The 26,021-nt window shown below is 71.0% G+C and carries 22 protein-coding genes; 2 read left to right on the forward strand and 20 right to left on the reverse strand.

The genetic code is table 11. The annotated features are described in order from the left end of the window. Window positions 1-226: 226 nt before the first annotated feature. The gene (locus tag ABZ342_RS25660) at window positions 227-1,051 is read left to right on the forward strand and encodes a class I SAM-dependent methyltransferase (protein WP_360477680.1); all 825 of its coding nucleotides are present in this window, start codon (window positions 227-229) and stop codon (window positions 1,049-1,051) included. 79 nt (window positions 1,052-1,130) lie between these two features. Here ABZ342_RS25660 and ABZ342_RS25665 read toward each other — a convergent pair whose 3' ends face one another. From ABZ342_RS25665 to ABZ342_RS25675, 3 genes are all read right to left on the reverse strand, one after another. Further along, window positions 1,131-1,910 carry an inositol monophosphatase family protein gene (locus ABZ342_RS25665; protein ID WP_360477683.1) on the reverse strand — a complete coding sequence of 260 codons (780 nt, stop codon included), beginning with the start codon at window positions 1,908-1,910 and terminating at the stop codon, window positions 1,131-1,133. 45 nt (window positions 1,911-1,955) lie between these two features. After that, window positions 1,956-2,576 carry an NAD(P)H-binding protein gene (locus ABZ342_RS25670; RefSeq protein ID WP_360477686.1) on the reverse strand — a complete coding sequence of 207 codons (621 nt, stop codon included), beginning with the start codon at window positions 2,574-2,576 and terminating at the stop codon, window positions 1,956-1,958. A gap of 128 nt (window positions 2,577-2,704) precedes the next feature. Continuing rightward, window positions 2,705-3,928 (reverse strand): acyl-CoA dehydrogenase family protein, encoded by a 1,224-nt coding sequence (locus ABZ342_RS25675; RefSeq protein ID WP_360477689.1) that lies wholly within the window; start codon window positions 3,926-3,928, stop codon window positions 2,705-2,707. Between the two features lie 85 nt (window positions 3,929-4,013). Between ABZ342_RS25675 and ABZ342_RS25680 the strand changes: the two genes are divergently transcribed. Beyond that, on the forward strand, window positions 4,014-4,625 hold the full coding sequence (locus ABZ342_RS25680; RefSeq protein ID WP_360477692.1) for a TetR family transcriptional regulator: 612 nt from the start codon (window positions 4,014-4,016) through the stop codon (window positions 4,623-4,625). 382 nt (window positions 4,626-5,007) lie between these two features. Here ABZ342_RS25680 and ABZ342_RS25685 read toward each other — a convergent pair whose 3' ends face one another. Genes ABZ342_RS25685 through ABZ342_RS25765 form a run of 17 tightly spaced genes read right to left on the reverse strand, consistent with a single transcriptional unit; the run spans window position 5,008 to window position 26,010 of the window. Then, on the reverse strand, window positions 5,008-6,393 hold the full coding sequence (locus ABZ342_RS25685) for a DUF4157 domain-containing protein (RefSeq protein WP_360477694.1): 1,386 nt from the start codon (window positions 6,391-6,393) through the stop codon (window positions 5,008-5,010). A 56-nt stretch (window positions 6,394-6,449) separates the two neighbouring features. Continuing rightward, window positions 6,450-9,083, reverse strand: a complete 2,634-nt coding sequence (locus tag ABZ342_RS25690; protein ID WP_360477697.1) for a vWA domain-containing protein — start codon at window positions 9,081-9,083, stop codon at window positions 6,450-6,452. An 11-nt stretch (window positions 9,084-9,094) separates the two neighbouring features. Then, a complete protein-coding gene (locus tag ABZ342_RS25695; RefSeq protein ID WP_360477700.1) occupies window positions 9,095-11,323 on the reverse strand; it encodes a DUF6519 domain-containing protein in 2,229 nt (742 codons plus the stop codon). Then, complete coding sequence (locus ABZ342_RS25700; RefSeq protein ID WP_360477703.1) at window positions 11,316-13,373, reverse strand: hypothetical protein; 2,058 nt, start codon at window positions 13,371-13,373, stop codon at window positions 11,316-11,318. Before ABZ342_RS25700 ends, ABZ342_RS25695 begins: the two co-directional genes overlap by 8 nt. Then, window positions 13,370-14,932: a baseplate J/gp47 family protein gene (locus tag ABZ342_RS25705; RefSeq protein ID WP_155542787.1), complete on the reverse strand. Its 1,563-nt coding sequence runs from the start codon at window positions 14,930-14,932 to the stop codon at window positions 13,370-13,372. Before ABZ342_RS25705 ends, ABZ342_RS25700 begins: the two co-directional genes overlap by 4 nt. A gap of 9 nt (window positions 14,933-14,941) precedes the next feature. Beyond that, a complete protein-coding gene (locus ABZ342_RS25710; protein WP_360477706.1) occupies window positions 14,942-15,304 on the reverse strand; it encodes a GPW/gp25 family protein in 363 nt (120 codons plus the stop codon). Between the two features lie 13 nt (window positions 15,305-15,317). Beyond that, window positions 15,318-15,788, reverse strand: a complete 471-nt coding sequence (locus ABZ342_RS25715; protein ID WP_360477709.1) for a hypothetical protein — start codon at window positions 15,786-15,788, stop codon at window positions 15,318-15,320. A gap of 3 nt (window positions 15,789-15,791) precedes the next feature. Then, complete coding sequence (locus tag ABZ342_RS25720) at window positions 15,792-16,433, reverse strand: phage baseplate assembly protein V (protein ID WP_360477712.1); 642 nt, start codon at window positions 16,431-16,433, stop codon at window positions 15,792-15,794. Beyond that, window positions 16,430-17,518 (reverse strand): hypothetical protein, encoded by a 1,089-nt coding sequence (locus ABZ342_RS25725; protein ID WP_360477715.1) that lies wholly within the window; start codon window positions 17,516-17,518, stop codon window positions 16,430-16,432. Before ABZ342_RS25725 ends, ABZ342_RS25720 begins: the two co-directional genes overlap by 4 nt. A 1-nt stretch (window position 17,519) precedes the next feature. Beyond that, the gene (locus ABZ342_RS25730) at window positions 17,520-18,026 is read right to left on the reverse strand and encodes a hypothetical protein (RefSeq protein ID WP_360477717.1); all 507 of its coding nucleotides are present in this window, start codon (window positions 18,024-18,026) and stop codon (window positions 17,520-17,522) included. A gap of 6 nt (window positions 18,027-18,032) precedes the next feature. Next, window positions 18,033-18,752 carry a hypothetical protein gene (locus ABZ342_RS25735; protein WP_155542781.1) on the reverse strand — a complete coding sequence of 240 codons (720 nt, stop codon included), beginning with the start codon at window positions 18,750-18,752 and terminating at the stop codon, window positions 18,033-18,035. Then, window positions 18,749-20,818, reverse strand: coding sequence for an ATP-binding protein (locus ABZ342_RS25740; protein WP_360477720.1), 2,070 nt, complete (start codon window positions 20,816-20,818; stop codon window positions 18,749-18,751). Before ABZ342_RS25740 ends, ABZ342_RS25735 begins: the two co-directional genes overlap by 4 nt. Next, window positions 20,815-21,651: a DUF4255 domain-containing protein gene (locus ABZ342_RS25745; protein ID WP_360477723.1), complete on the reverse strand. Its 837-nt coding sequence runs from the start codon at window positions 21,649-21,651 to the stop codon at window positions 20,815-20,817. Before ABZ342_RS25745 ends, ABZ342_RS25740 begins: the two co-directional genes overlap by 4 nt. After that, window positions 21,648-22,688, reverse strand: coding sequence for a hypothetical protein (locus ABZ342_RS25750; RefSeq protein WP_360477726.1), 1,041 nt, complete (start codon window positions 22,686-22,688; stop codon window positions 21,648-21,650). The genes ABZ342_RS25745 and ABZ342_RS25750 overlap by 4 nt, the downstream gene beginning before the upstream one ends. Beyond that, window positions 22,678-23,532 carry a hypothetical protein gene (locus ABZ342_RS25755; protein ID WP_360477729.1) on the reverse strand — a complete coding sequence of 285 codons (855 nt, stop codon included), beginning with the start codon at window positions 23,530-23,532 and terminating at the stop codon, window positions 22,678-22,680. Before ABZ342_RS25755 ends, ABZ342_RS25750 begins: the two co-directional genes overlap by 11 nt. After that, a complete protein-coding gene (locus ABZ342_RS25760) occupies window positions 23,532-24,032 on the reverse strand; it encodes a phage tail protein (protein WP_360477732.1) in 501 nt (166 codons plus the stop codon). Before ABZ342_RS25760 ends, ABZ342_RS25755 begins: the two co-directional genes overlap by 1 nt. A gap of 31 nt (window positions 24,033-24,063) precedes the next feature. Then, window positions 24,064-26,010 (reverse strand): phage tail sheath subtilisin-like domain-containing protein, encoded by a 1,947-nt coding sequence (locus ABZ342_RS25765; protein WP_360477735.1) that lies wholly within the window; start codon window positions 26,008-26,010, stop codon window positions 24,064-24,066. Window positions 26,011-26,021 lie beyond the last annotated feature (11 nt).

Below are 26,021 nucleotides of genomic sequence, written 5' to 3' on the forward strand. Positions count from 1 at the left end.
GAGTTCGACATCGCGGAGAGCCGGCGAGCCGCCACGGTTCTCCGCACGCGTCCTATCTGGACGGACGATGTGACATCAGCGTGACAGCCCGCTCCGGTGGTCACCAGTGGCTTTTCCGCCACATGTGAGCAGGAACAGGGCCGAACGGCCCTGGTACTCCTGCCGCGCCGACCGGAAAGAATCGAAGGCGACACCGCACCGGCGGAGCTTCGGGAAAGGTCTCACGATGACCGACAGAATCGCGGTTCTTTCCACCGTCAAACGCACAGTGAAACAATTCGCCAAAAGCGCCGAAGACGTCGTTCAGCGCCTGCTGGCCGCGGCCGGAGCCCGCCAGTCCGAGTCGAGGCTCGCCGCCGACTCGCAGGCCTACTGGGCCGGCGCGGGCGGCGACCGGTGGCGGGCGAACTCGCACTGGCGTGCCGCACACGTCTTCGACCACGACGACCTCTGGCAGCGGATCGGCCACGACCACCTCGCGATGGCGGACCGCGGCGCGCGGATGATCGGCTTCGACCGGCCCTGGTCGCGCATCGTCGACTGGGGCTGCGGCGGCGGGGCCAACGCGGTCGCCTTCGCCCCGCGCGCGGCGGAGTACGTCGGCGTCGACGTCTCCGCGGAAACGCTGGAGACGTGCGAGAAGGAAGTCGCCGCCGTCTGCGACACGCCGTTCACCGGGCTTCGCATCGACGTCGACGACCCCGAGGCCGTTCTCCGCCGGATCAGCCCGCCCTACGACCTGTTCCTGTGCTTCTACGTGTTCGAGCTGATTCCGTCCCCCGAATACGGCGCCCGCCTGCTGCGCATCGCCGAACAGCTGCTCGGCTTGGGCGGCGCCGCCCTGATCCAGATCAAGTACACGACCGGGACGTGGCGCACGCGTCCGCGCCGCCGCGCCTACCGCACCGGTTTGGCCGAGATGACCACCTACACGGTGCCCGAATTCTGGGAGCTGGCCACCGCGTGCGGCCTCACGCCCCACTCGGTGCAGCTGGTTCCGCGCAATGAGCTCGACGAGCGCTACGCGTACTTCCTGCTCACCAAGCCATGACGTAGCCGGTGAAGGACCGGGGCGGCTCCGGTCGTCACGGTGACGTCGGCCACGACGATCTCCTTCCGCGGCAACCGGTTCAGGCGGTGAGAACGTTCAACGCCGCGGCGTGTACTCCCGGGGCGGCGGCCAGGTAGCTCTCCGAGGTGACCGTCCACGGTTTCCCGTCGAGGTCGGTGACCACCCCTCCGGCCTCGAGCACCAGCAGCACACCGCCGGCGTGGGCGCGGACGTTGTCGAACTGCCAGTGCAGATCCATCCGTCCCGCCGCGACCTGGGCGAGCTGGTGGCTCACCGGCACCGAGATCCGGACGTACAGCGCGGCCTTGGACATCGCGGCGAACGAGGCGCCCGTGCGGTCGGCCAGTGCGACGGTCGTGCCGGGCTGTGCCTGGCCGGTTCCGGTCAGCGCGCCGTCGAGTGACTGCTTGTCGGAGACCCGCACGGGCACGCCGTTCAGGAAGGTGCCGCCGCCCTCGGTGGCGGTGAACATCTCGTCCAGCAGCGGGAAGTACAGCACCGCGAGCACCGGACGGCCGTCGCGGACCAGGCTGACCCCGATGTTCCAGTCGGTCATCCCGTGCACGGCGTTGAGGTTGCCGCCGACCGGATCGATCAGCCACCACGCACCCTCGGGCAGCGGGCCGGAGCCGTGCTCGTCGTTGAGCCAGCGCGCCTCGGGGACGATCTCGGCCAGCGCGGGTTCCAGCACGTCGACGACGGTCAGGTCATTGGCGTGGAGCTCGGCGAGCAGCTCGGGCAGCCCCGGCTGGCGGGCGGCGGTGGAGTACCGCTTCAGCAGCCGGGCGCCCGCCTGGCGGACGGCGGCGGTCGTGGCACGCAACAGGTCCTGAGACACACTTATCTCCTGAGTCGGCGATCGAAAGGGTGGTGAACCGGACCGTCATTTCGCGAGCGGGAGCGCGATTCGCCCGCCGTATTCCGGCCGCTCCGCCTCGTCGAGCATGGCGGCCGCGACGGTGGCACGGCTGATCCGGGCGGGAAAGAGCCGGCGAGGAGCGTCGTCGAGCGATACCGTGCGCCGAGCCGGGCTGAGTTCCCCGTCGGACAACGGGCCGGCGTGGAAAACCGTGCCGCCGCTGCGGCGCACGATCGCGTCCGCCGTGGTGCGGTCGTCCAGCTCGTTCCGCATGAAGGTGCGCAGCAGCGTCCGGGTGAGAACGCCGGCGAACGGCGCCGACTCACCGGTGCCGAAGGCGGCGAGCCACACGAGGAAATCCGGTTCGGCGCCGACCGCCGCCCGAGCTCCCGCGGTCAGCACTCCGGGGGCGTCCTTACCGGCGATGCCGAGCCCGGACAGAATCACCTTGGCGCCCTTCAGCGCGCGGCCGATCGACTCGGGATCGCGGACGTCGCCCGCGACGCGAACCAGGCGATCGGATGCCGGCACCGTGATCCGGTCCGGGTTGCGGGCGACCGCGGTGACGGTGTGACCCCGTTCCAGAGCCTGGCGAGTCAGTTCGACGCCGGTGGCACCGGTGGCGCCGAGAACGGTGAATTCCATGAAGTCTCCGGATTCGGAAAAAGAGCGACTGACGTTTTTCACCCTAGGGCGATACGACGGTCACTTCAAATGAGTGCGCTGCACTCGTGGGATTACCCGAACGCAACTGTCGGCGCGATCGCCCTTCCTCACTGTGCCGGGGGAAGCGAGACCAGCAGCCGTCCGTACTGTTCGCGGGCGAGTTCGGTGACGAAGGCGGGGTGCCGGGTCGCGGTACCCAGATCGCGCCAGATCCGCTGCCCCGGATCCGATTCGGCGAACCGGCCGGCACCGCCGACGTCCAGCAGCTTGTCCACCGCCTGCCGGATCTGCCGCGCGGCGAACCCGCAGTCCATCCGGGAGCGGGCGATGGCGACGGAAGACAGGTGCGCGCCCGTGCGGGTGGCTCGGTCGACGGCGTGGGCGGTGCGCGCGGCCTGCAGGATCGCACTGTCGATGAGCAGGGCGGCGTCGGCGATGTTCGCCAGTACGGCGGGAGAGTCGATCGCCCGCGCGGGCGATCTCGCCGCGGAGACCAGCGGCCGGCCGGCGCGGAGTTTCTCCACGACGTGATCGTGGAGCGCCATGCCCATCCCCAGCACCGGCGCGGCCAGCGCCCCCATCAGGCCCTGCGGTTTCGGCACGCTCAGGGGCGTCGAAGCCCCCTGGGACGCGGCCACCCTGGACGGGAAGACGACCTGCTCCCCCGGCACGAACACGTCGTCCGCGATGATCGTGTCACTGCCCGTGCCGCGCATCCCGGCCATGTTCCAGGTGTCTTCGACCGACAGTTCGCTCGTCCGCACCAGGGCGAACCCGCCTTCCGGAGGGGACGCCGCGGCGTCGGTCACCACGCTGAGGATCGCCCAGGACGCGTGGTGGATGCCCGAAGCCCAGCCCCAGCGGCCGCTGAGCAGGTAGCCGCCGTCGACCGCCCGCGCCGGCGCGGCGCCGGCGGAGGAACCGCACACGGTCGCGTCCGGATCCTCGTCCCAGACCCGATGCCGCACCTGCTCCGGGAAGAGCCAGAGGGCGACACTCGCGGTGTAGTACACCGTCAGCACCCAAGACGCCGAGGGGCAGCCGCGCGCCACTTCGGCGGCCACAGCCGTCGCGGTGCACGCGCCGGTCTCGTGGCCGCCGTACTTCCGCGGGGTGGCGAGGCGGAACAAGCCCTCTTTGCGCAGCGCCGCGATGGTGTCGCCGGGCAGTCTTCCCGTGGCATCCGCTGTCTCCGCGTCGGCGCTCAAGGCCGGCACCAGCGACGCCGCGGCCGACACCAGCGCCCGTTCTTCCGCGGGCAGGTCGGCGGTGAGCGCCTCCAGCCGATCGTTCACGGGGGGCGTGGCGTTCGTGGCCTGGCTCGGGTCCATCGACGTACATCTCCGCTCAGAATGTGATACCGAGTAGCGTTTGTGAAACCACGGTACCAGATTTGGGGTGTAGTACCATCGGCCGGTGACCAGGCTGCCGGAGGGGGACGAGCGTCGTCCCGGTGCGCGCGAACTCGCCCGGCGCGCCATGCGGGCGCAGGTGTCCGAGATGGCGCTCGACCTGTTCCTGGACCGCGGCTACGAGCAGACCACCATCGACGACATCTGCGCGGTCGCCGGGATCTCGCGGAGCACGTTCTTCCGCTACTTCCCTTCGAAAGAAGACGTCTTCGCGAGCGAGACCTCGAATGCCGTCGACGAGATAGCGCGGGCGTTGCGGCAGCGACCCGATGACGAATCCCCGTGGTCCGCGCTCCGCCACGCGATGGGCCCGCTCGTCGAGCACTACGCGAGCCAGACCGAGCGCGCCCACCGACTGGCCGCGCTCGCCGTGGCGACCCCCGCCCTCGCGGCGCTCAACCAGGAAAAGCACGCGAAGTTCCGCGCCCTGATCGCACCCGAGCTCGCCCGCCGGCTCGGTTCGGACCCGGACGACCCGGTTGATCCGCGACCGCGTGCCCTCATCGCCAGCGCCCTGGGATGTCTCGAGGCCGCCGTCGCGGCTTGGATCGCCGGCGATGGCAAGCACCAGCTGGGCCGGCTGCTCGACCGCGCGATGGACTCGATCAGCTCTTGACGCCTGAGCCGTAGCGAGATCGCCAGCGGCACCGAACCGGGGACGAGGCGGCGGAGACCTTCACCGGGCCGACCACGTCCACGGCGACGCCGCGAACGCGATCCGGTCCTCCCGGTGCGGCTGACCCGCTGACCGACCGGTCCTGGCGACCCCGGTGGGGGGCGCGTGTGCGGGCCGGGCCGTCCGCGCACCTCCGGATCAGCCTGAGCCTGGGCGAGCAGGTCGCAGGTGCGGGTTCTCCAGCGGGAGCACGTGGTGCTGAACGCACTGCGGCCGCACGACCGGGCGGCCGCTGCCGACAGCGGCCGGGAGTAAGGGTATGCGTCGATCGCGGGCCGGTTTCAGGGCGGAAACTCAGCTCGGTCCGCCAGGGCGACGGCGATCACGGGGTGGACTTGGGTGCCGCGGCCTTGCGGGCGCGCACGAACGCCTCGTAGTCGGCGTACGGCTTGTGGTGGAAGAGGTGCACCTCGGCGAAGCCGATCGCCTGCCGGTGGTCGATGTTCCGGAAGTCGAGAGCCGGCACGCCGAGCGCTTTCTTCGCCCATTCGAAGCCGGTCTTGGACGGGTTCCAGAACTGGCCGAACTTGTCCGGGTCCAACGTCTCGTTGAGTTCACTGACGACGGCACCGGTGAACCGCGAAGGGTTCTTGGTGATGAAGTTCTCGACCGTTCGCTGCTCGTTCTGCACCATCCGGATGTCGAAGTCGAACCCGCCGATCGGCCCGGGCGCACCGGTCACCGGGTCGCGGGGTTGCTTCCATTCGAAGATCAGGTTGTGGATGACCTTCATGTTGAGGGCGAACAGCTGTTCGTTGACGTCGCGGAGGATCTGGCGAGTCTCCTTGCCCAGCATCCCCGCGCCCAGCGCCGTGTCCACCGAGCCGACTCCGGGCGTTCCGGTGACCACCGTGGCCGCGTGGAAGAAACGGATGTCACGCAGGGGACCCGGTGTGTTCCGGTCGAATTCGAGGACGTAGCTGATCAGGTCGTAATAGTCGTGGCGCTGGCGCACCGTCGTGTATTCGGCGGGCAGGACGTTCTGCGTGTTGTAGAACACCGCGCGCATGAACGTGTTGGACGGGGACAGGGACCGGATACCGCCGTTGAGGCTGAGGATCTCCCATTCCTGCCGGTCCAGGGCCAGCCAGTCGGACGGGCCGACGTTCGCCCGGTTGCCCCCGGCCAGTGACGAGTCGATCTCCTTGCGGTGCACCTGCTCCGCCCCGGCCCGCTGCTGCAGCACGTGGGTGAGCTCGTGCGCGATCAGCGACCGGCCGGCCGGCGTGTCGGGCTGGTACTGGCCGGCGCCGAACACGACGTCGTCTCCGACCGTGTACGCGGCGGCCGAGAGCGAACGCGCCGCGCGCTCCGCGCCGGGCCCGGTGTGCACCCGCACCGAACCGAAGTCGGGGCCGCCGGCGGTCGTCGGTGCGGGCCCGGCGACCACCCTGGCCGCGATCGCGTCGGCCTCCCGCTCCCCGGCGTCTCCGGCCTGGCTCACCGCGGACTTGCCCTGCGCCGATGCCGGCGCCGGCGAGACGGCGGTGCCCGCGAACGCCTGCTCCATCGACGAACGCACCCCGTCCGGCAGCGGCATCCCGGAGCCGTGGGCCACCGTGTCCCTGGCGAACGCGGCACCCCACCAGTGGTTGCCCAACGCGCGGTGGACGGCCGCCACCGGGCTGACCGGTACGGCCGCCGGTGCGGTCCCGGCCGGTCGAGCCGGCCGGTTCGGTTCCCTGCTCGTCACACGTTTACTGGCCATGTCCCCTCCGGAGCCGCGACCGGACGGAGGCCCGGGAGCCTCCGTCCGGTCGCCGATCAGTCGTCGTCCTCGAAGCCGAGCAGCCGCCTGCGGATGTCGATCGTCGGCAGCAGCACACCGGCGGCCGACACCTTCAGCGTCGGCCGCTGGCGGTTGGTGAACAGGATGACCCGCTGGTAGGTGCCGTCGGTCTGCACCGGCGCCGGCTGGTGGTTGACGACGTGCTGGAACGCGCCGTCCCGCAGCGCGAAGATGACCTCGTCGTCCTTGCCGGGTCCGAGGTCTTCACCGCGCTTGTCCTGCGGCAGGACGACGACCTGGGCGGCCAGCATGCCGCTCGGGTCGTGGGCGATCCGGGTCACCGTGATCTTGGTGGCCTTCGGGTCGACCTTCACCCGCACGAACGTCGTGATGGTCAGCTCCCGGGTGAACGGGTTGCCGTTCAGGTCCGTGCCCGCCACCGACAGGTGCCAGACGTACGTGCCTTCCTTGAACACCTTGGCGAACGTGTTGGTGTAGTTGCCGTCGCCGTCCGGGTCGAACAGGCCGTTCGTACCGTCGACGAACAGCCCGCTGCCGCCGTGGCAGGTGCGCGGCAGCGTCTTCCACTGCTGCTTGGTGAGCAGCGCGCCGATGCGCTGCTCCATCCAGGTCGGCTTGTCCGGGCTGCCGGCGACCGAACTCGACGCCGCGCCGGTCAGCGCCGTCAGCTGCTGGCCGAGACCGACGGTCGGCGCGTCCAGCGTCGCCGTGACGGTCGCGCCGCGGATCGGCTGGTCGTCCTGGCGGACGCGGACGGTCAGCACCATCCGGTCCCCGGTCAGGTAGGACGGCTTGTCCAGCACCACGTCGGCGAGCAGGTGCAGGTCGAGGTAGACCAGCACCTGGCTGGGGTCCAGCTCCTCCGCGGTGGACGGCCCGGTGCCGTGGATGAGCCGCCAGTCGATCTTCTTCCCCTTGGCGACGGCGGGCAGCTGCGCCACCGACAACGCCCGGTCCGACTGGGTTTCCTGGATCTCCACCGGGAACGGCTGGAACGAGGCACCGTCCCACCGGGACAGCTGGATGGTGTCGGTGAAGACGGTGGTGCCGGCCTTCGGGGTCACGGCGAGCACCAGCCGGTCGACACTCGGTTCGGTGGAGAAGTAGACCGCGGGCAGCACAGCGGGGGCCGGCGGCGCGTCCGGGTCCGCAACACCCGTGGTCGGCGTCGTGGCCTTGGTGACCGCGTTCACCTTCTGGACGTCCGCCAGGATGTCCCCGACGTGCTGGGTCAGCTCGCTGGGGTCGTTGGCGAGAGCGAACACGCCACCGTTGAACTCCGACAGCTTCGAGAGCACGTTCTGGTCGGCGCTGGGGCCCAGCGCGATGGCCGAGAGGGAGCAGCGTTTCGGGTCCAGCACGGCCTGCCGCAGCGAACTGGAGTTGACGGCGTCGTGGAAGGAGATCGCCCCGTTCGCGGGCGTCGCCGACGCGGGCACCAGCGCCACGTGACCGCCGTTCTCCTGACCGTCGGTGAACATGATGATCGAGAACCGCTGGTCGGTGATCGGTCCGGCGTTGCCCAGCAGGTCGATGGCGAAGATGAGCCCGTCCCCGATCGGCGTGTTCGTCCCCGGGGCACCGAAGTCGAAGGCCGGGTTGTTGATGGCCTTCAGGGCGTCGTCGAGCGGGGTCAGCGGCAACAGGGCCACGATCCGGCTGGACGGCGGGCCGGCGCGGAAGCCGGCGACCTCGTCCTCGAACGCGACGATGGCCACCCGGTCGTCGGTGCCCACCCCGGTGAGCAGGCCGTTGATCAGGTGGACCAGCACCCGGCTCGCGATCTTGGCGTTCTCGAAGCGGTTCTCCAGCGCCATGCTGCCGGAGCGGTCCAGCACGAAGACGATGTCCTTGCGGCGCTGGGTGATCGTCGTCGGCGCGGTCGTGGAGTTGTGCAGGAATCCGGTGTAGAGGCCGGCTGTGTCGGTCAGCTTGACGTTCAGGCCGAACTGGATGGGGACCTGTTCGTACACGCTCGGCAGGTTGACCGTCAGTGTCGTGCCGTCGGTCTCCGTGGGCTCCGTGGGATTGTTCGAGATGGCCGTGATGGGAGCGGCGCCGGTGTAGGACCAATCGTACTTCGCGGTGAAGCCCGGCGGCGTACCGGCGAACGTCGTGGCCGGCATGGCGTTGCCGGCGTGCAGGTCGAGGTTCTGCAGTTCCACCGCCGTGGCCGGCACGTTCAGCGTGGCCACCGGGTTGACGGCGGCCCACTGGACCTTCACGTTGTCGCTGGAGAAGCCGAGCGACCAGTCGGCCGGAGCACCGGCGGAGACGCGGAGCTCCCACAGCTCACCGTCGACGACACCGCCGTTCAGGTCGGTGAAGGTGACGCCGACGTTCACCGTGTCGCCCTGGACGGTCTCGGTCACGACGTCGATCTGGTACTGGTGGGTGCCGGTGGGCGGCACGAACAGGGTGCCGTTGGCGGGCAGCTGCTGGGTGATGCGGGCGCCGGTGCCGGTGTCGATGTGGGTCAGCGACGACGTCACGCCGGTCACCGTTTCGGCGTACTGCAGGGTGAAGCTCTCCTGGGAGCCCCCACCTGCTTGCAGGGCCACGGAGAACACCGTGACGAACGCGCTGGTGTCCGACATCGTGTAGGCGGCGGCGCCACCGGTCGTCGGGTCGATGGTCGGGTCTGGCATGGTGTTTCCCCTCAAATTGCCGTGATGATCTGCTTGGCGTAGATGTCGAAATCCGCGGCGGCGCGATTGCTCTGCCACAGCAGCCACAAACCCAGGTTCGGGACCAGGAGCGGGTGCGGCGCCTGGTTGATCTGGACGTTGGTGATCAGCCGCTGCGCGTTCGCCCAGCCCCCGCTGATCGGACTGCGCCTGCGCAGCACGAGATCGATGAGGCTGTTGGAGAGCACCCGGGCGCTCACGAGGTAGACGGTGCCGTCGGCGTCGCGCACCAACGTCGGAAAGCCGTCGATGGCGTCCGAATCGGCGATGTGGCTGGTCGTCCACACGCCGTTGCTGCACGAGGCGATCCCCAGCCCGGCGGTGCCGTCGTCGTAGCAGACGAGGGCGTCGGTGGCGCTGAGCGCGAGCACGAACACGTCCAGCGCGCCGGTCGCCGCCGTGTTGAACGTGAAGTCGATGACGGGCGGGTCCTGCGGGTTCGAAGTGGCCGGCACCGGGTTGAACCGCAGCGCCTGCAGTTTCGTGCCGTCGGCGTAGGCCACCCACACGACACCGCCCGCCGCGGCGCAGTGCAGGTTCCGCTGGGTGAGGCCGGTCGCGGACAGCGCCACCGGGGCCCCGTCCGGGAAGGTGTTGTCCGTGTGCCGGTAGCGCCGGTAGAACCACTGTTTCAGGGTGGAACTGCTCTGGTGGGTGAAGAACACGACCTGGTCCCCGGCGATCGCCGCGCGCGCGGCCTGGTCGGCGACGGGATTGGCGGTGTTCGCCACCGGCTGTTCGCTCGCCGAGCCGATGGTGGCCAGCGGGCCGCGCTTCATCATCACGTCGGTGCCGGTCTGGTCGAACCCCCCGGTCTGGTAGGCGACGAGGACGTCGCCGTTCGGCAGCGCGACGGCGGCCGGTTCCAGGTGCGCGCCACCACTGGTGATCGCGGGCGCGGTGGTGAAGCCGAGTTCGGGATGGGCCGGGTCGAGCCGGGCGGCGAGGATCTGGTTGGTGCCCGCGGTGCGCGCGGACTGCCAGACGGCGACCAGGCCGCCGTTCGCGTCCACCACGCTGGCCTTGGTCAGCACGTCCAGCCCGGCGGCCGGCGACACCGGGATGTCCTGGCTGGCCGGCAGCTGACCGGTCAGCAGGGCGTTGATCGTGTCGCGCAGATTCACCTTGGGACGGTTGCGGCCCTGCCGGTAGTCGGCGGCCGTGCCGCCCAGCATGTCCTCCGCCAGGGTGCTCGGCGCCAGCTGGAGGCTGCGGGGCCGCAGGTCGGTGAGGGCGGGCGGGAGGATCGCCGGGGTGGCGGCCTGCCGGGTCAGCTGGGCGAGCGGCAGGTAGGAGTGCCCGGCGGTGAAGTCGCCGTCCCCGCTCGCCGGGACCGTCGTGGCGCCCGTCCGGACCCGCACCGCCCACTCCCGCTTGAGCCGCACGCTCGTCTCGACGCCGACGAACGGATCGACCAGCGAACCGTCCTCGGCGGAGGTCACCTCGCGGTCCCACACGTCGAGGTACACCAGGTCCGACCGGGTGCCGCTGGACGGCGCGGAGAGCGGCGCCACGACGGGCACGCCCCACGCGGCGGCCAGCGCGCTGTTGGCGTACAGCGGCTGGGAACCGTAGGCCGACCGTCCTTCCTGGACGGCGTCCCGGCCCTCGGCCAGGCAGCGCCCCGCGCGCTCCGGTGTGCCGTCGCCACCGGTGATGACGAAGTCGTCGCCGGCGCCGGCGGACGCCGTGACCCGGGTCGCGGACGCGTTGATCGCGGCGGCCACCTGGGCGGCCGAGAAGCTCCCGGCCGCGAACGTCACCGTCTCGGCGGCGGCACCGTCGGCGGCGATCGACAGCGTCATGCCGGCGGTGAGCGCGAACGGCTCGGCCGCGTCACCGATGAGCCGGGCGGGGGCCAGCCCGCGGGTCGCCTGTCGGTTCGCCGTGGTGAACCCGAGCGCGGCCGCGGCCGTGGAGTGCGCCAGGTCCACGCTCACCGTCGAGGCGGTGGGCGCGGACGCCGTCGACGTGAGCCGGATGGTGGCGACGCCGCCCCCGGCGGCCGCCGCGATCCGGAAGCCGTCGTTGCCGGCCGGGACGCCGTCGCCGACGAACCACTTGAGGAAGGCCTGCACCTCGAAGCGCCGGATGTCCTCCAGCTCGTTCCAGTCGGCGTCCACCAGCGGCACGCCCTGTTGCAGGCGAACACCGACGTAGTGCTTGACGCGGTCGAACGTACTGCGTGAAAAGTCACCCACGGTGACCCCCCTCTGCGATGATCGTGCCGGTTCGCGGCGTGATGAAGACGGATCTGGTCGTCACCGGTGCGAAGTCGTCGAGCACCCCGGCCAACCGGTCGGTGGTCGCCTTCACCTGCGCCGGATCGGTGACGGTCGGCGTGAGGTAGAGCCCGAGGGTGTCTCGCGAGATGTGCACGTCGTCGTCGCGCTCGCCGTTGGCGCCGGTGTCGTAGGTGTAGGTCTGGAAGTCGTCGAACTTCCCGCGCCGGTCCAGTTTCTGCGCGCCACCGGTGTCCACAGTGGTCGTTCCCGCGTAGCGGTTGTCCAGCGTCGCGGTCGCGCCGTACTCGCTGCTGGCGTACGGGATGCTCGCGTTGGACCGGTGCACGAGCAGGGTGCCGGTGCCCAGGTCGGCCGCCATCGGGCCGCGTCGCGCGTACGGGCCGTCGACCACCAGCTGGTTCGTGCCCCAGGTGAGGGTGCCGACGGCCAGGGAGTTGCGGACGATGGTCCAGCCGCCGTTCTGGGTGGAGCTGAAGAACAGTTCGATGTCCCCGGTCGCGGTCACCAGCGGGGCCGGCTGCCGATCGTGGTAGGCGGTCGTCGTCTTGGGCAGCGATCGGACCGGCGACCAGTCGGACGCGTTCAGGTCGAGGCCCTGCTTGACGCGGTGGACGATGCTCCACCGGGTCTGCCCGGCCGGGCCGCCCGGCTCGTGCCGGGCCCAGAACAGCCACAGCCGCTGCGTCGTGCTGGTGGGGTGGAACAGCACGTACAGGTCGTCCTCGACCCTGGGGTTCGCGCCGCCGTCCGAGGGCAGGGTGGGCGGCGTGGTCGACTGCCACGCCGTGCCGTCGTGCCGGTTGTAGCGGACCTGCCAGCCGCCCGCCACGAGTTCCAGCCAGAACAGCCAGACGCCACCGGCGTTGTCGGCCACCGCGGCCGGCAGCCGCCGCTGCGTCGCCGCGTCGCCGAACACCGAGGGCGCCGACCAGGTCGTGCCGGTCCGGGTGGCGGTCGAGATCCGCCAGCCGAAGGCGGGGTCGTAGGTCTGCCAGAACAGCCGCAGCAGGCCGCCTTGCACGGCGACGGCCGGGTTCTTGTCGATGCCGGGCCGGTCGACGACCGGCACGCTGGGCTGCCACGCCCCGTCGGCGAACCGCTTGGCCCAGATGTCCCAGCCGTGCTGCCGCAGCGTGTGGAAGAAGACCAGCGTCGAGCCGTCGGTGTCGCGGACCGCGACCGGACGGCCGTCGTAGGCGAAGTTCACCGACGCCGGCGCGGGCGCCGACCACGTGCCGGTGGCGTCCCGCGTCGTGGACCACAGGTTCAGCCGCTCCGGCTGGTTGCTGCGCGCGACGTTGTGCACGAACTCCTTGGTGCGGTTGGCCCACCCGGTGACCCGGGCGACGGTCGCGTCCAGCGTCGGCACGCCGCCCACGGTCGGGTAGAGGCGGGGCGCGTAGCGGATCTCGTTGCGCTGCGCACCGACCGGCAGGCGCGCGTCGGTGGGCCAGCCGATCCACTGGGCCAGCAGCGGCAACAGCCGGCCGTCGACCCGATCGGTGTCCAGGAAGCCCAGCGCGGCCCGGTTGAGGCTGTACAGCCGGTCCAGCTCGGCGCCGGGCAGGTCCAGGAACCCGCGTAGCTGTCCGGGATCGGTGACCGGCGACTGACCGGGCCGCAGCGCGGGCGGGCGTTCGGCGTCGTAGCGGCGGTAGATCGACGGCAGCAGGGCGTAGAGCCGGCCGGCGAAGTCGTAGGACGCCGTGGCCATCGCCTCGGCCACGTTGTGCGGGTCGGGGTCGTACACCGGCGGACTGCCGGTGAACGGGAACAGTGTGTAGTAGTAGACGTGCTCGCCGAGCAGGCCGGAGTCGGTGGCCGTGGTGATCCCGTTGCCCTGCGCCACGAGCACGCCGTCCTCCGGTCCCACCGGATGGGTGCGCTCCGCCCGGACCACCCGGACGCTCACCGGGTGCTCCGGGTCCGGGAACGACCAGGAGAGCGTGATGCGGTTGCCGTCGCTGTGCGCGGTAGCCGTGATGCCGACCAGTCGCATCGTCACCGGCCCCCTTGGTCGACCAGCACCACGTTCAGGCCCAGCGCGTAGGCGGCCTCGGTGGGAACGATCGGCACTTCGTTCGGGCCGAGCACGATCGTGCCGTGCGGTTCGACCGCGGGAGCCGAGACGTCACCGCGGCGGAACTCGGTGATGTTGACGAACCGGACGCCGGGCACGTTCTGGCTGTCCTCGTAGAACCGGCTCAGGTACACGGTCTGGCTGAAGCCGACGTTGTCGAACGCCAGCAGGTCGGCCGCGGCCTGCCGGACCGCGGCGATGACGTCGGCGGGCACGAAGAAGCTCTGCACGGCGATCTCGGCCGTCACGAAGATCGGCACGTAGTCCACATCGGACACTTCGACGATCTGGCTGAGCATCCGCTTGTCCTCGAAGTAGCCGATCAGGCCAGCTTCCAGCACGTCGCTGACCTTGCCGCCCCCCTCCGGCGCGACGTAGAGCGTGATCGTGTTCCAGCCGGTGGCGGCGGCCCGCACCTTGCCGACGCCCTTGTAGCTCAGGGCCAGCGCCTCGTAGTCGGCCCCGGTCACGGCGCGGCGCAGCGAGCGGAACACCGACGGTGCCTGGGCGACGGCGTGGGTGACGGTCTCCCGCTCGGCCCCGCCGGTCGCGGGCGCCGGGTTGGTCACCGTGGCGCCCAGCAGGGCGAGCGCGGGCGCGTCGGCGATGGTGGTGATCGTGCCCGCCGCGACGTTGCCGGCCTGGCCGCCGCCGGTGCGGTAGGTGGCCGTGACCAGTGCGCCGTTGCGGGGGACCACACCGAAGCCGCCGTCCCCGAAGATGACCACGGCCTGGTCGTTCTCGTCGACCTCGACCACGTAGTCGTGCTGCCCGGCCTGGCTGAACGCCAACGTGTCCCGCCGGGTCCAGACGTCGATCGTGCCGGCCAGTTCGGTGCGCACGCTGATGTCCTGGCCGGTCGGCTGGGCGACGCCGGGCCGGCCGAGCAGCGCGCCGGGGTGCGTCAGCGCGAAGCGCTGGTTCGGCGTGCCGTCGGACGTGCCGAGCACCTCGCGGTCGACCAGCCTGCCCTCCTGCACCGACAGTCCGGTGAACACCTTCCGGCCGGTCGACGGATCGGCCGCGATCGCGCCGAAGTCGATCACCAGCGGCGAGTCCCTGGTGTACTCGAAGCGGGCGGCCGGCCGGTCCGGCCGGCTCTTCGTCGCGAACGCGGTGCCCTTGGCCAGCGTCACCGTCGACGTCACCGACCCGGGCACGGTCACCGTCAGGTCGGCCGCGGCCGCGGCGGCCGTGCCCAGCTCGTAGCCGATCAGCCGCAGGTGTTCGATCACGCTGCGCCGGGTCTGCGCCGTGCCGAGGAAGCTCTCGTTCGCGACGCGGTCCTGGTAGTAGCTGAGGATGTCGCCGATGTGCGCGAACAGCTGCAGCAGGACGTTGCCGAAGTCGGCCTCGTTGGTGAAGTCCGTCCACTGGCCCAGCTTCCGCGGAATCTGGTCGCGCATGGCCTGCAGCAGGCTCTCGTAGTCCCGAGCCGCGTAGTCGATGACCGGCTGGCCGTTCACCTGAACGATGTCCACCATCACGCTCCCCTATCTGAAGTGGACCCGGAGTGCCTGCGGCGCGAGGTCCTTGCGGCGCACGTAGGACACCTCGACGGTCATCGCCTCGTCCGCCGAGCTGACGTCGACGCCGGCCACGGCCAGCTCGTCGCCCAGCCACCGGGTCAATGCCTGACCGATGGAGAACTCGACGGCGGCGGCCATGATCGCGTTGTCCGGATCGAACACGAGGTTGAACAGGCCACAGCCGAAGTCCGGCCGGTTCACCCGTTCCCCCGGCGCGGTGAACAGCACCTGGAGCACCTTGCCGCGCAACTGGACGGCGTCGTCGTCGACCGGCCGGATCGACCCGGCCACGTCGACGCCGAACGGGAACCCGAACCCGGTCACCATCCGGCCCACCCCCTCATTCCGCGCATGTCACGAAGTCCTGGCCCTGCGCCGCGACCGACGACGCCGCCGTCGTCGGTGCCGGCCCGCAGGTGTCGAAGCTGTCGCCGTCGAGCAGGACCCCGACGCCGTCGACGGTCAGCAGGCCGCTGCCCGCTCCGCTGCTCGGTGCGCCCGCCCCCAGCGGCGTGTCCAGCAACGACACCGGCGAGTTCGGCGCCGGCCCCGGCGCACTGAAGTCCTTGCCGCTCAGGGGGCCGTGACCGCCGGTCGCCGTCTCGGCGGGGCCGAGGGAACTGCCACTGGTCACCAGGGCCACCGGGGTGCCGCCGATCGAGACGAAGTCGCTCGGCTCCGCGGTGACCGACCCGTTGTAGGCGAACTTCCCGGTACCGGCGTAGGCACTGCCCTGTGCGGTGGTGCCGGACACGGTGTGCAGGTCGGTGCCGGTCACCGGATCTCCCTTCACCACGACGAGCTTTCCCATGGTTCAGCCCTTCTTCAGGTCGATGCCGGCACAGATGATCTCCACCGGCTGACCCGCGGCGTCGATCTTGAACGGGACCACGGCGGTCAGGGTCATGGCTTCGGCGGTCATCTCGATCGAGTTGCCCGTGGCGTCGGTGACCGTGATGCCGTCCTGGTCCAGGACCACGAGATGCCCCCGCGCGCCTTCGCGGATGATGATCGACTCGCCACCGTCCTTGTCCTCGAACTGGACGGTGTGCCCCTTGCCGGTCCTGATGATCTTGGCGGTCGGCGGTCGCTGGACCTCGCCGGACTCGGTGCCGTCGGCCTGCTGCGGCTTGGGCACCTGGCTGCCCGGCCCGGGTTTGGCCCAGTACGTGCCGACCCAGATCGGGAACTCCAGGTCGCCTTCCTCGAACTCCACCCACACCCCCGCCTCGAGGTCCGGGACGAACAGGGCACCTTGGCCGGCGGCGCCGCCGTAGGGCGCGCACGGCGTCGCCCATCCGGTGACGACGTCGATGCCGAGCACGCTGGGCACCTGCAGGCGCAGCCGGCCGAGGCCGGCCGGGTCGTCGTTGTACTTCACGATCCCGCGGTACTTGCCGTAGTACCGGTGTTCCAGCTTGTCGGCCAGGCCGGCGACGATCCGTTCCAGCGTCACGGCAGACTCACCCCGCCGCCGGTCAGCACGGCGTTGCGCTTGACCCGGAACCGCTGGACGTAGCCGTCGTCGGTGAACCGGTGCGTGACGTGCGTGACGTAGTAGGTGCCGCTGTGCGTCTCGCCGATCCCGTGGATGACGACGGTCCGGCGCGGCAGCAGGATCGCGTCGTAGGAGTTCGCGGCCACCTCTCCCTCACCGGTCACGAACCATTCGTTGTCGTCGAACACGGCCTGGCACAGCGCCGCCATCTCGGCGGGGCCGGTGGTCACCGTCTGTCCGATGAGGACCTGACCGGCCGTGATCCCGGCGGGCAGCACGTCGGCGGGCCGCCGGGCACCCAGTGCCGGCTGGTGACCGCTCTGCGCCGCCTCGACCCGCACCTCGCCGGTGCCGTGGTCGATCCCGGCCATCCCGACGGCCGCCGGGGTGAGCGCGTCGACCTCGACGCGGAACCGGTTGACGTTGGACTGCTCGCCGGCGTGCACGGTGAGCACGACCTGGTGCGCGTCGTCCAGTACGGGCGGCCGGAAGTAGCCGGTGTCGCCGTCGACGAAGCACTCGAACCCGTTGCGCCGCGCGAGCCGTTTCAGCAACCGGATGTCGGTCTCCCGCTGGACGATCGTGCCGACGTCCTCGTCGTGGACGATGCCGGTGTCGGTGACCTGCGGCTTGAGCCGGGCCTGCTCGAACAGCCGGGTCGCGACGTCGCTGTCCCGCATGTTCGGCCAGGTGGTCAGCACGTCGGCGCGGTCCATCAGCACGCCGGCGTCCATCCCCCAGATCGTCAGCCTGCACTGTTCCAGGCCGGCACCGAACTCGGAGGCCACGTGGGTGATGTAGCCGGTGAACAGCTGCCGCGAGTCGCCCTCCAAGCCGGCCGTGATCGCGACCTTCGTCCAGACGGCGAACTGGTCGTCGTCCACGTAGGGCCACGAACCGTCAGCCTTCAGCAGCAGCGCGACGGTCAGCCGGACCATCCCGGTCAGCTGGTCGTCCAGCTCGATCTCGAGGCTGATCAGGTTGTCGGCCAGCCCCGGCACCTCGGCGCCGCCGAGCTCGATCAGCAGTCGGTCGGTGTTCACGTCAGCTCACCGCCGGCGGGATGACGATCTGCCGGCCCAGCCGGCCGCTGTCGGCCGGGAAGCCGACGGCGAAGCCGGCCGCCTTGATCACGTCGATCACGGCGGTCACGTCGAGGTCGGTCCGGTTGTACGTGACCTCGATGGTGTCGCCCGTCACGATCACCGCGTCGACGCCGACGGTCCCCGACAGCGCCGCCCGCAGCGCCGCCCACGGGGGCGTGCCGGCGGCCGTCACCGGGAACCGCGTGGTGACCAGGGGTTCCTGGCCCAGCAGGGCGAGCGGGGACAGGAAGTCCGGGTTCGCGTCGCACACGTGCCAGTACTGCGACGGCTGGCCGTAGAAGGTGAACGCGAGCTGGTCGAGGCGGTCGCCGCTGTCCACCGTGTGCGTGAACGTGCCGGTCACCTCGGGCAGCGGCCGGAAGTCCTTCGCGGCCACGACCCGACCGCGCGCGTCGACGACGGCGATGTCGGGCACCAGCCGGTACCGGGAAAGCTTGCCGAACACGTCACATCACCCCGGGACCACGACGTTGGCGGCGTCGGCGGCGTTGGCCACGTTCAGCACGGACATCGCCTCCAGCATCGACTTCGAGTACAGGAAAGGCAGGTTCTTGCCTTCGATGACCGTCAGGTTCACCGACACGGTCGCGCGGATCGGGTTGAGATCGGCGCTGAACTCGGTCTCGGTGATGCCCATCGTGGTGATGTTCACCGGCAGCACCCGCTTGCGGCCGAAGACGAACAGGATCATCGGCGGGTTCGGGCTCCTGGCGAAGCTGAACCCCTTCGACTTCCCCAGCAGCGCACCGACCGCGCCGCCCAGCAGGCTCTCGTCCTTGGGCGCCACCATCAGCTCCAGCGTGGAGATCTGCGGTCCGATGCCGAACTGCTCGGTGATGCCGTCCCGGGCGTCGAGCTTGTCGGTGGCGTCCAACCGGATGTCGAACGCGATCGTCTGGTCCTGCACCGCGACCAGCTGCTGCTTCTGCAGTTCCAGCAGGTCGCCGAATTCGGCGCGGGCCTGCCGGAGACTGCGTTGCGGTACGGCGGCCGGCGCCGTACCGGTCGGCGTCGGACCGGGCACGCCGGGGAAGGCGAACGTGAGCGCGCGGCTGCGGGTCAGCTGCACCGGGTTGAACTGGAACACGACGACCAGCGGTGGCACGCTCAGGCCGAACTCGACGAAGGCGCCCCGGAGGATCTTGGGCTTGTTCGGAAAACCGTCGCTCATGACTCCCCCGTCCGGACCGGAAGATCGGGCCACAACTTGCCGATCTTCGCGAACTCGCCTTGCACGCCGCGCAGGATGTGCGACCGATGGATCACGCCGCCGTCGGCGGCGGCCAGGAACGCCGCGTTCACCGCGATGTTCCGGATGTTCGCGCCCGTGACCGCGAACCGCGCGGCCAGGTCGGCGAAGTCGACGTCCGGCGCCAGTGGCGCGCCGGGCGGGATCACCGCCTGCCAGATGCGGCGCCGGTCCTCGGCCTCCGGGAACGGGAACTCGACGACGAACCGGATGCGCCGCAGGAACGCGTCGTCCATGTTCTGCCGGAGGTTGGTCGCGAGCACGACGATCCCCTCGTACTCTTCGATGCGCTGCAGCAGATAGCTGGTCTCGATGTTGGCGTACCGGTCGTGCGCGTCGCTCACCTCGGTGCGCTTGCCGAACAACGCGTCGGCCTCGTCGAAGAACAGGACGGCGTTGGCGCTCGCCGCCGCCTCGAAGATCCGGGCCAGGTTGCGTTCGGTCTCGCCGATGTACTTGCTGACCACCCCGGCCAGGTCCACTGTGTACAGATCGAGGTCCAGGTCGCCGGCCAGCACCTCGGCGGCCATCGTCTTGCCGGTGCCCGGCCCGCCGCTGAACAGCACGGTCAGGCCGGTGCCACGGCTGAGTTTCGCACCGAAGCCCCAGTCGGTCAGCACCCGCTGCCGGTGCACGACCTGGTCGCGGATGTCGCGCAGCCGGCCGACGCGGTCGGCCGGCAGGACGAGGTCGTCCCAGCCGGCCCGGCAGGTCGCCTTGACCGCGGCCCCACCCAGGGTCCGCGCGGACTGCTGCCGGCAGGCGGCCGCGACGTCGGCGAGCGTCAGGGCGCGCGGCCGCGGCTGCGCCAGCCGCAGGTCGTCGGCCAGGCGGACGGCGGCCCGGATGCGGGCCGGCGGCAGGCGGTAGCGGCCGGCGAGCTCGGCCGCCCACTCGGCGGCGGCCTCGGTGTGCGGGGTCAGGTGCCGGTTCCAGAGCTCGACGGCACGGTCGACGTCGGGCAGGGGCACGGCGATCGGGTGGACGTCCAGCGTGCCGGTCCATTCCGGCTCGCCGGTGAGGAAGACCGGCCGGGGGTGGTCCTCGACGGCCGAGCGCAGCGCGGGCTCGTGCGCCGGCGCCAGGTCGGCGATGTGCACGGCCGCGTCGTGCAGCAGGGCGTCGCGGAACGTCAGCCGGATCAGCTCGGCGGCGTCCTGCTCGGGCAGGGTCGCGGCGTTCAGGCTGAGCAGCGGCAGGCCCATCCGGAGGCTCGCCCGGGCCGCCAGGTCGAGCTTGCCGGCACCGGCCGGGCCGTGCAGGTAGCACATCCGTGGCGAGAGCCGGACCAGGCGGTCGGCCACCGGGTCCGCCGTGTCGGCGTCGGCGTCGGACAGCCGGTGGATCCGGGCGTGGCCGGCCAGGCGCGGGTCCAGGCCGGTGGCGCCCAGCAGGAACTGGCGGATGTGCGGGTCCAGCACCAGGAACCGGGCCAGATCGGAGGAGCCGGACGGGCTCTGCGGGTCGTCGACCGGACGCAGGATGCCGTACCGCAGCAGCGGTGCCGTCGCGGTGAACAGGCCGGTGGCCGCCCACCGCCGCGGTTCGCCGTCGCACAGAAGCTTCAGGATCAGGTCGACGCTGGGGCGACGGCGGGTGATGTCGTCCTGCAGGTAGGCGTACACGCGATCGTATTTGTGGCGCAGCTCCGGGGCCAGGCAGACGACCACGGCACCGAGCTCGACGGCGGACAGCCCGAACAGGCGGCCGAGCGCGACCAGCGGCAGGTCGTCGCCGGCCTCGATCCTCGCGTCGATCTCGAGGGACAGCTGCTTCAGCGCGACACTCTCGATCGGCGGCATGCCGTCCCGGCCGTCGGCCAGCAGCCAGTCGACCTCGTCCCGGGTGATGTAGACCGCCCGCGCCGGCTGGGTTTCGGGGAACTCCTCGTTGTGCAGCGACAGCGACGTCAGACGCGCGCCGATCAGCAGATCCAGCCGGCGGAGCTCGTCGGCCAGGTGCTCGACGGGGTCGCGGTAGGCCGTCATGGGGTCACCTCGAACAGGAACGTGCGCCGGGCCAGCCGGGCGACGTCCACCCGCAGCTCGTAGAAGCCGGCGCTCAGCGCGGGCACCACGGCGGTGAAGGAGTCGGCGGTCAGGGGCTGGTCGGGCAGCACGGTCCGGTCGCCGACCGAGACCATGCCCCGCCAGCCGGCCAGGTGCGCACCGGTGAACGTGACGACGGTGCCCGCCGGGCCCGCGGCCGGCGTCATGCCGGTGATCACGGGCAGGTCCAGCGGCGCCCTGATCTCCGGCACGCCCACCGTGCGCACGCGGTTGGCCAGCGGGCGCTGCGCGGCGGGCAGCCGGTCGAGCTGGACGGTGGACACCTGGTACATCACCGACAGCCGGAACGGCTGGGAGAACGTGGTCCAGATGCCGCGCAGCTCCTCGGGGTCGAGCAGGTCACTGGCGATCTGCAGGTGTTCCCTGGCGTCGGCGAGTCCGGGATCGAGGTAGATCGCGGGGACGACCGGGTTCTCGTGGAACACCCGCATCGCCTCGCCGAGGATCTGGTGCGCGGTGGCGTTGCCCTCCAGCGGGTCGTTCGGCGCGTAGGGCGTGAGCAAGTAGAACAGGTTGACCGACAGCGGCGCCGGCACCAGCTGGTTCGGGCTGCCGGCCTTGACGGTGAAGTCCTGGTTCTTCAGGAACTGGTTCTCGGCGAGCTTGTAGAGGAACAGGTTGACCCGCCTGGTCGTGCTCGCCTCGTCGGGCGCCAGGATCGTCACGTCCGGCGCGGGGTTCAGCCGCATCTCGCCGACCAGCAGGTTGCGCAGCGACGCGCTGACCATGCCGATCGCCGTGCCCGCGCTCATCGCACGATCCGGTTCGTCAGGCGGCCGAGGTTCCGGCGCTCCCAGAACGCCGGGACGGCCACGGCTTCGTCGGGCGCGTGCACCACGACGATCCGCGGCGGCGCCGGCGGCTGCGCGACGACCGGCGGCGTCTCCACGACGGTGCCGTCCGGCTTCGGGGTCTGCCGGTGCGGCGGCCGGTTGGAGGCCACCACGGACTGGACGGCGCCCAGCCCGTGGTCCGGCTTCCGCTCCGGGCGCACCGCCGGTGCTGCTGCGCGCAGCGTGCGGATCGGCCGGGGCGCGGCCGGGGTGCGACCGGTCACCGGCGCGGGTCGCGGGGTCTCGGTGGGCCGTTCCGGGCCGGACAGGGCGGCAGGCCGCGCCGAACCGACGGTCGTCGCCGTCGCGGCCACCGCGGGTTCCGGCCGGACGGCCGGCGCGTCCGGCCGTCCGGCGAGCCCGAGGGGCCCGGGCCGCTCGGCCGGCGGGTTCGACGTCGGCCGCGGAAAGCCGGAAGCCGGCGCGGACATCCCCGGTGCCCCCTGGCTCTTCGCCGACGGAGTAGCAGGCAAGGCGGTCAGCGGCGAGGAGAGAGGCGCGGCGGCTGACCGTTCCGGCGCGGCGGCGTCGGCCGGTGACACCTCCGCCACTCTCGCGCCGACCGGCCGGGGCACCGGCTCGACGACAGTCGCGGCCGTCCCCGGCCGCACCGGTTCCGCCGCGTGCGCAGTGGCCTGCGGTTCGACGACGCGCCTCAGGTGATCGGACCGGCGTTCGGTCGCGTCCGAAACGTCCACCGGGACCGGTGCCGGTGTGAGCTCGAAGTCGTCCGTCTCCGCCAGCCAGTACGACCCGTCGTCCCACTCGGCAGGACCCGGCGCGGCCGGGGGGTGCTGCCGCACGTACCGGAAGCCACCGCGTGGCGGGCGTGGGGGAAAGGCGACCCGCACGCCGTTGTCGTCGGCCGCGCCGAGCAGTTCGCGGACGCCGGCCCGGAATCCGAACGGCCGCGCTCCGTCGGCCAGCACACCGCGCAGGTAACCGTCAGGCGCCACTGTTGAGCACCTCGATCGTGTCGGCGAGCACGTCGATGTACGTGTGCCGCTTGTCGCGGGTCATCGCCATGATCTCGCTCTCGCTCCAGTGGTAGTGGTAGGCCAGGTAGTGCACTTCCTGGTAGAGCACGGTCGCGTCGGTGCGCAGCTCGCCGAAGAAGAACCGGTGGACGTCGAACGGCGCCACGAACGTCCGGCCGCACTCGGCGCAGCGCGCGGCGAGGGTCTGCTCGACCTTCGGCGCCAGCTCCCGCATCCGGTCCTCGATCTCCAGCCGGGCGGCGGCCGGCAAAGCCGCCACGCGGTCGGGGTCCGGCGGGCGGTCCCCGATTCGCAGGACGCACCGGGACAGCAGCGCGGTCAGCGCCTCGGCCTCGTTGGCCGCGAGCCGCTCGGACAGCAGTTCCTGGTCGGCGCCGGTCGGCAGCCGGAACGCGACCTCCGTGCCGCCGGACAGCGTCATCGCGTACTGCGGCGCGCGGTCCGGCTGCTCGTCGACCGGCACGTCGGCGATCGAGAAGTCGACGGACATCTGTTCGCCGCACTCCGCCCACGGGCAGGTCAGGGCGGCCCGCACGACATCGCCGAACGTGGCCTGCCGCAACCGGAGCAGCAGGTAGAGCCGGTCGGCGACGAGCAGGTGCCGGGTGACGTCCTGGGTCACCGGGCTGATCGCACCGAGCCGGGCGACACAGCGGCTGAGCACGTCGGTCACCAGCGCCGCGGTGGGTGCCGCCGACCGGTGGGCCAGCAGCTCCTCCTCGCGACCGGTGAGCGGCGCCAGCTCGAACTCGCGGTGCAGCACCCCGCCGGCGTCCCGGTAGCCGCCCGGCAACAGGTTCATCAGTTCTCCTTGACCTCGGTCACGGAGGTGTCCCGAACCCAGCCCTCGTTCTCCAGCTTGACCGTGCTGATCAGCACCGCGTTGCCACCGGCGTCCAGCTGGGGCAGCGCCTGGTACTCCGACACCCAGGCGCGGTAGACGTTGTACGCCAGCACCTTCTGGCCGCCGAGGTTGTAGACCTCGATGGTGATGTCCTTGCGGAACGTGGCCAGCGACGTCGCGGCGTCGCCCTGGAAGTTGTTCACCTTGTTGGCCCAGTCCTCGAAGGTGGTGTCGTGGGTGACACCCGCCTCCATGACGATCGCGTCGTACTTCGTCTTGCCGGGGATCTGGTGCGGACCGCTGGCGTCGCCGCCCTCGTACCACGGCGTGACCTCGGTGGTTTTCTTCAGGGCGCCACACTTGTTCAGGGCGGCCACGTACTGGCCGTCCACCTTGATCTTGAACCGGAAACCCTGGTAGGGGTCCAACCGTGTGGTGTTGACTGTGAACTTGGCCATCTGGCCCTACTCCTTTCGTTGCGCCGCAGCACTATCCGGAGGCCAAGCCCGCCTGCTGGCTGATCCTGACCACGACGAACTCGGCCGGCTTCAGCGGCGCGAAGCCCACCAGCACGTTGACCACGCCCGCGTCGATGTCGGCCTGCGTCGTGGTTTCCGCGTCGCACTTCACGAAGAAGGCCTGGGCCGGCGTCGCGCCCTGGAAGGCACCCTGGCGGAACAGGCCGGTCATGAAGGACCCGACGGCCAGCCGCAGCTGCGCCCACAGCGGTTCGTCGTTCGGCTCGAAGACGGCGAACTGGATACCGTTGTAGATGCTGACCCGCAGCATGATGGCGGTGCGGCGGACCGGAACGTAGCGCCACGACGGATCCGACGAGATGGTGCGGGCGCCGAACGCCACCACACCCGCGCCGGGGAACCGGCGGATGACGTCGATACCCTTCGGGTTCAGGTTCCCGTGGTCCACATCGGACAGTTCCACGGCCAGGCCGACGACGCCGTTGAGGCTCGCCTCGGTGCCGGCCGGCGCCTTCCACACGCCGCGAGCCGCGTCGATCCGGGCGTAGAGGCCCGCGACGTGACCGGAGGGCGGCAGCAGGATCGGGTCCCGGGACTGGCCGGTCGGGTCGAGTGCCTTGACCCAGGGGAAGTACACCGCCCCGTAGGAGTTCGCCGTGGTGAGCTGGTTGCGGAACGCGGTCGCCTCGGCGACGGTGTCGTCGTGCGAACCGGTCTCACCGAGGTAGAAGACGTCCTGCAGCGGCCGGTTGGCGGCGTAGGCCATGCCGAGATCGGCCATCGCCGGGGTGCTCTCCCCCGGCACCGCGAGCAGGCTGAAGTCGGTCACGCGGTCCAGCAGCGGGAAAGCGTTGCTGAAGCTCGTCTCGCTGATCGCGGTCGTGCCGTCGGATCCGGCCACCGCCGCGGTGACCGGTGCGGCCACGGCCGCGTCACCGACCTGGATCGCGGTGGCGTTGGCGGGCCGTTGCACGGCGTTGCCGCTCTCCGACCGGCCACCGCCGCCGTCACCGAGCTTGAGCTGGATGGACGCGTCGTTCGCCGCGGCGGGCTGCACCGCCACCGAGGACGCGGCCGTGCCGGTGCCGGACTGCAGCACGAGCCGGGACTGCGCGCCGACGGTCTCCACCGTGCACGCGAAGGCGGTGAACGCCGCCGGGTCGGTGGACGTCTTCTTCTTGACCAGCAACCGCACCGCGGCCTGGATCGCGTCGCGGACGTCGTTCAGCGCGGTCGCCGTGCCGGCGGCGGTGGGCAGGGTCACGGTCTGGAGCCCGTCACCGTCCACATTGATCCGGAAGCTGAGGTTGGCGTTCAGCGGCAGCACCGGGTTGACGCCGCCGCGATGCACGCCGTGCTGCAGGCTGGCGGCGTTGGCCGGGAGCACCTGCACGTCGACCAGTGCGGAACCCCGGCCGACCACGGCGGCCACGTAGTCCGGCGAGCCAGGGTCGATGCTGAGGTTGTCGAACACCTCCAGCGGGACGATGCCGAGCGGATCATCGGGCAGCACGCTCGCGTTGTCCTGGCGGCGTACCGACAGCTTGAACAGGTTGCCGGGGTCCAGCGTGCCGTCCTCGATCTGCAGCAGCAGGGTGTTGCCCCAGGCGCCCTTGTTCTTGGCGCTGAAGGTGAAGCCGGCGACCGGGGCGGCGGCCCGGTTGTTCACCGTCACGCTCGCGACGGTGGCGTTGGAGCGGGTGACCCGCACGATGTAGCACTGCCGGCCGCCGTTGTTGAAGTACTGGAACACGCTGTGCGCGAGGAAGCCGTCCGCGATGAACGAGCCGTAGGTGCGCTGGAAGGCCGTCCAGCTGGTGACCAGGGTGGGGCCGGTGTCCGGTCCCCGCTCGGTCAGCCCGACGAACGCGGCCGTCGACGTACTCGCGGTGTCCAGCGGTTTCGCGCCGCCGGGCACTTCCTGGACGTAGACACCCGGATAGCTCAGGGTCGGCATGATCGTCTCCT

Origin of the sequence: Amycolatopsis sp. NPDC005961, from assembly GCF_040629235.1 — a bacterium.
GTDB classification, from domain to species: domain Bacteria; phylum Actinomycetota; class Actinomycetes; order Mycobacteriales; family Pseudonocardiaceae; genus Amycolatopsis; species Amycolatopsis camponoti.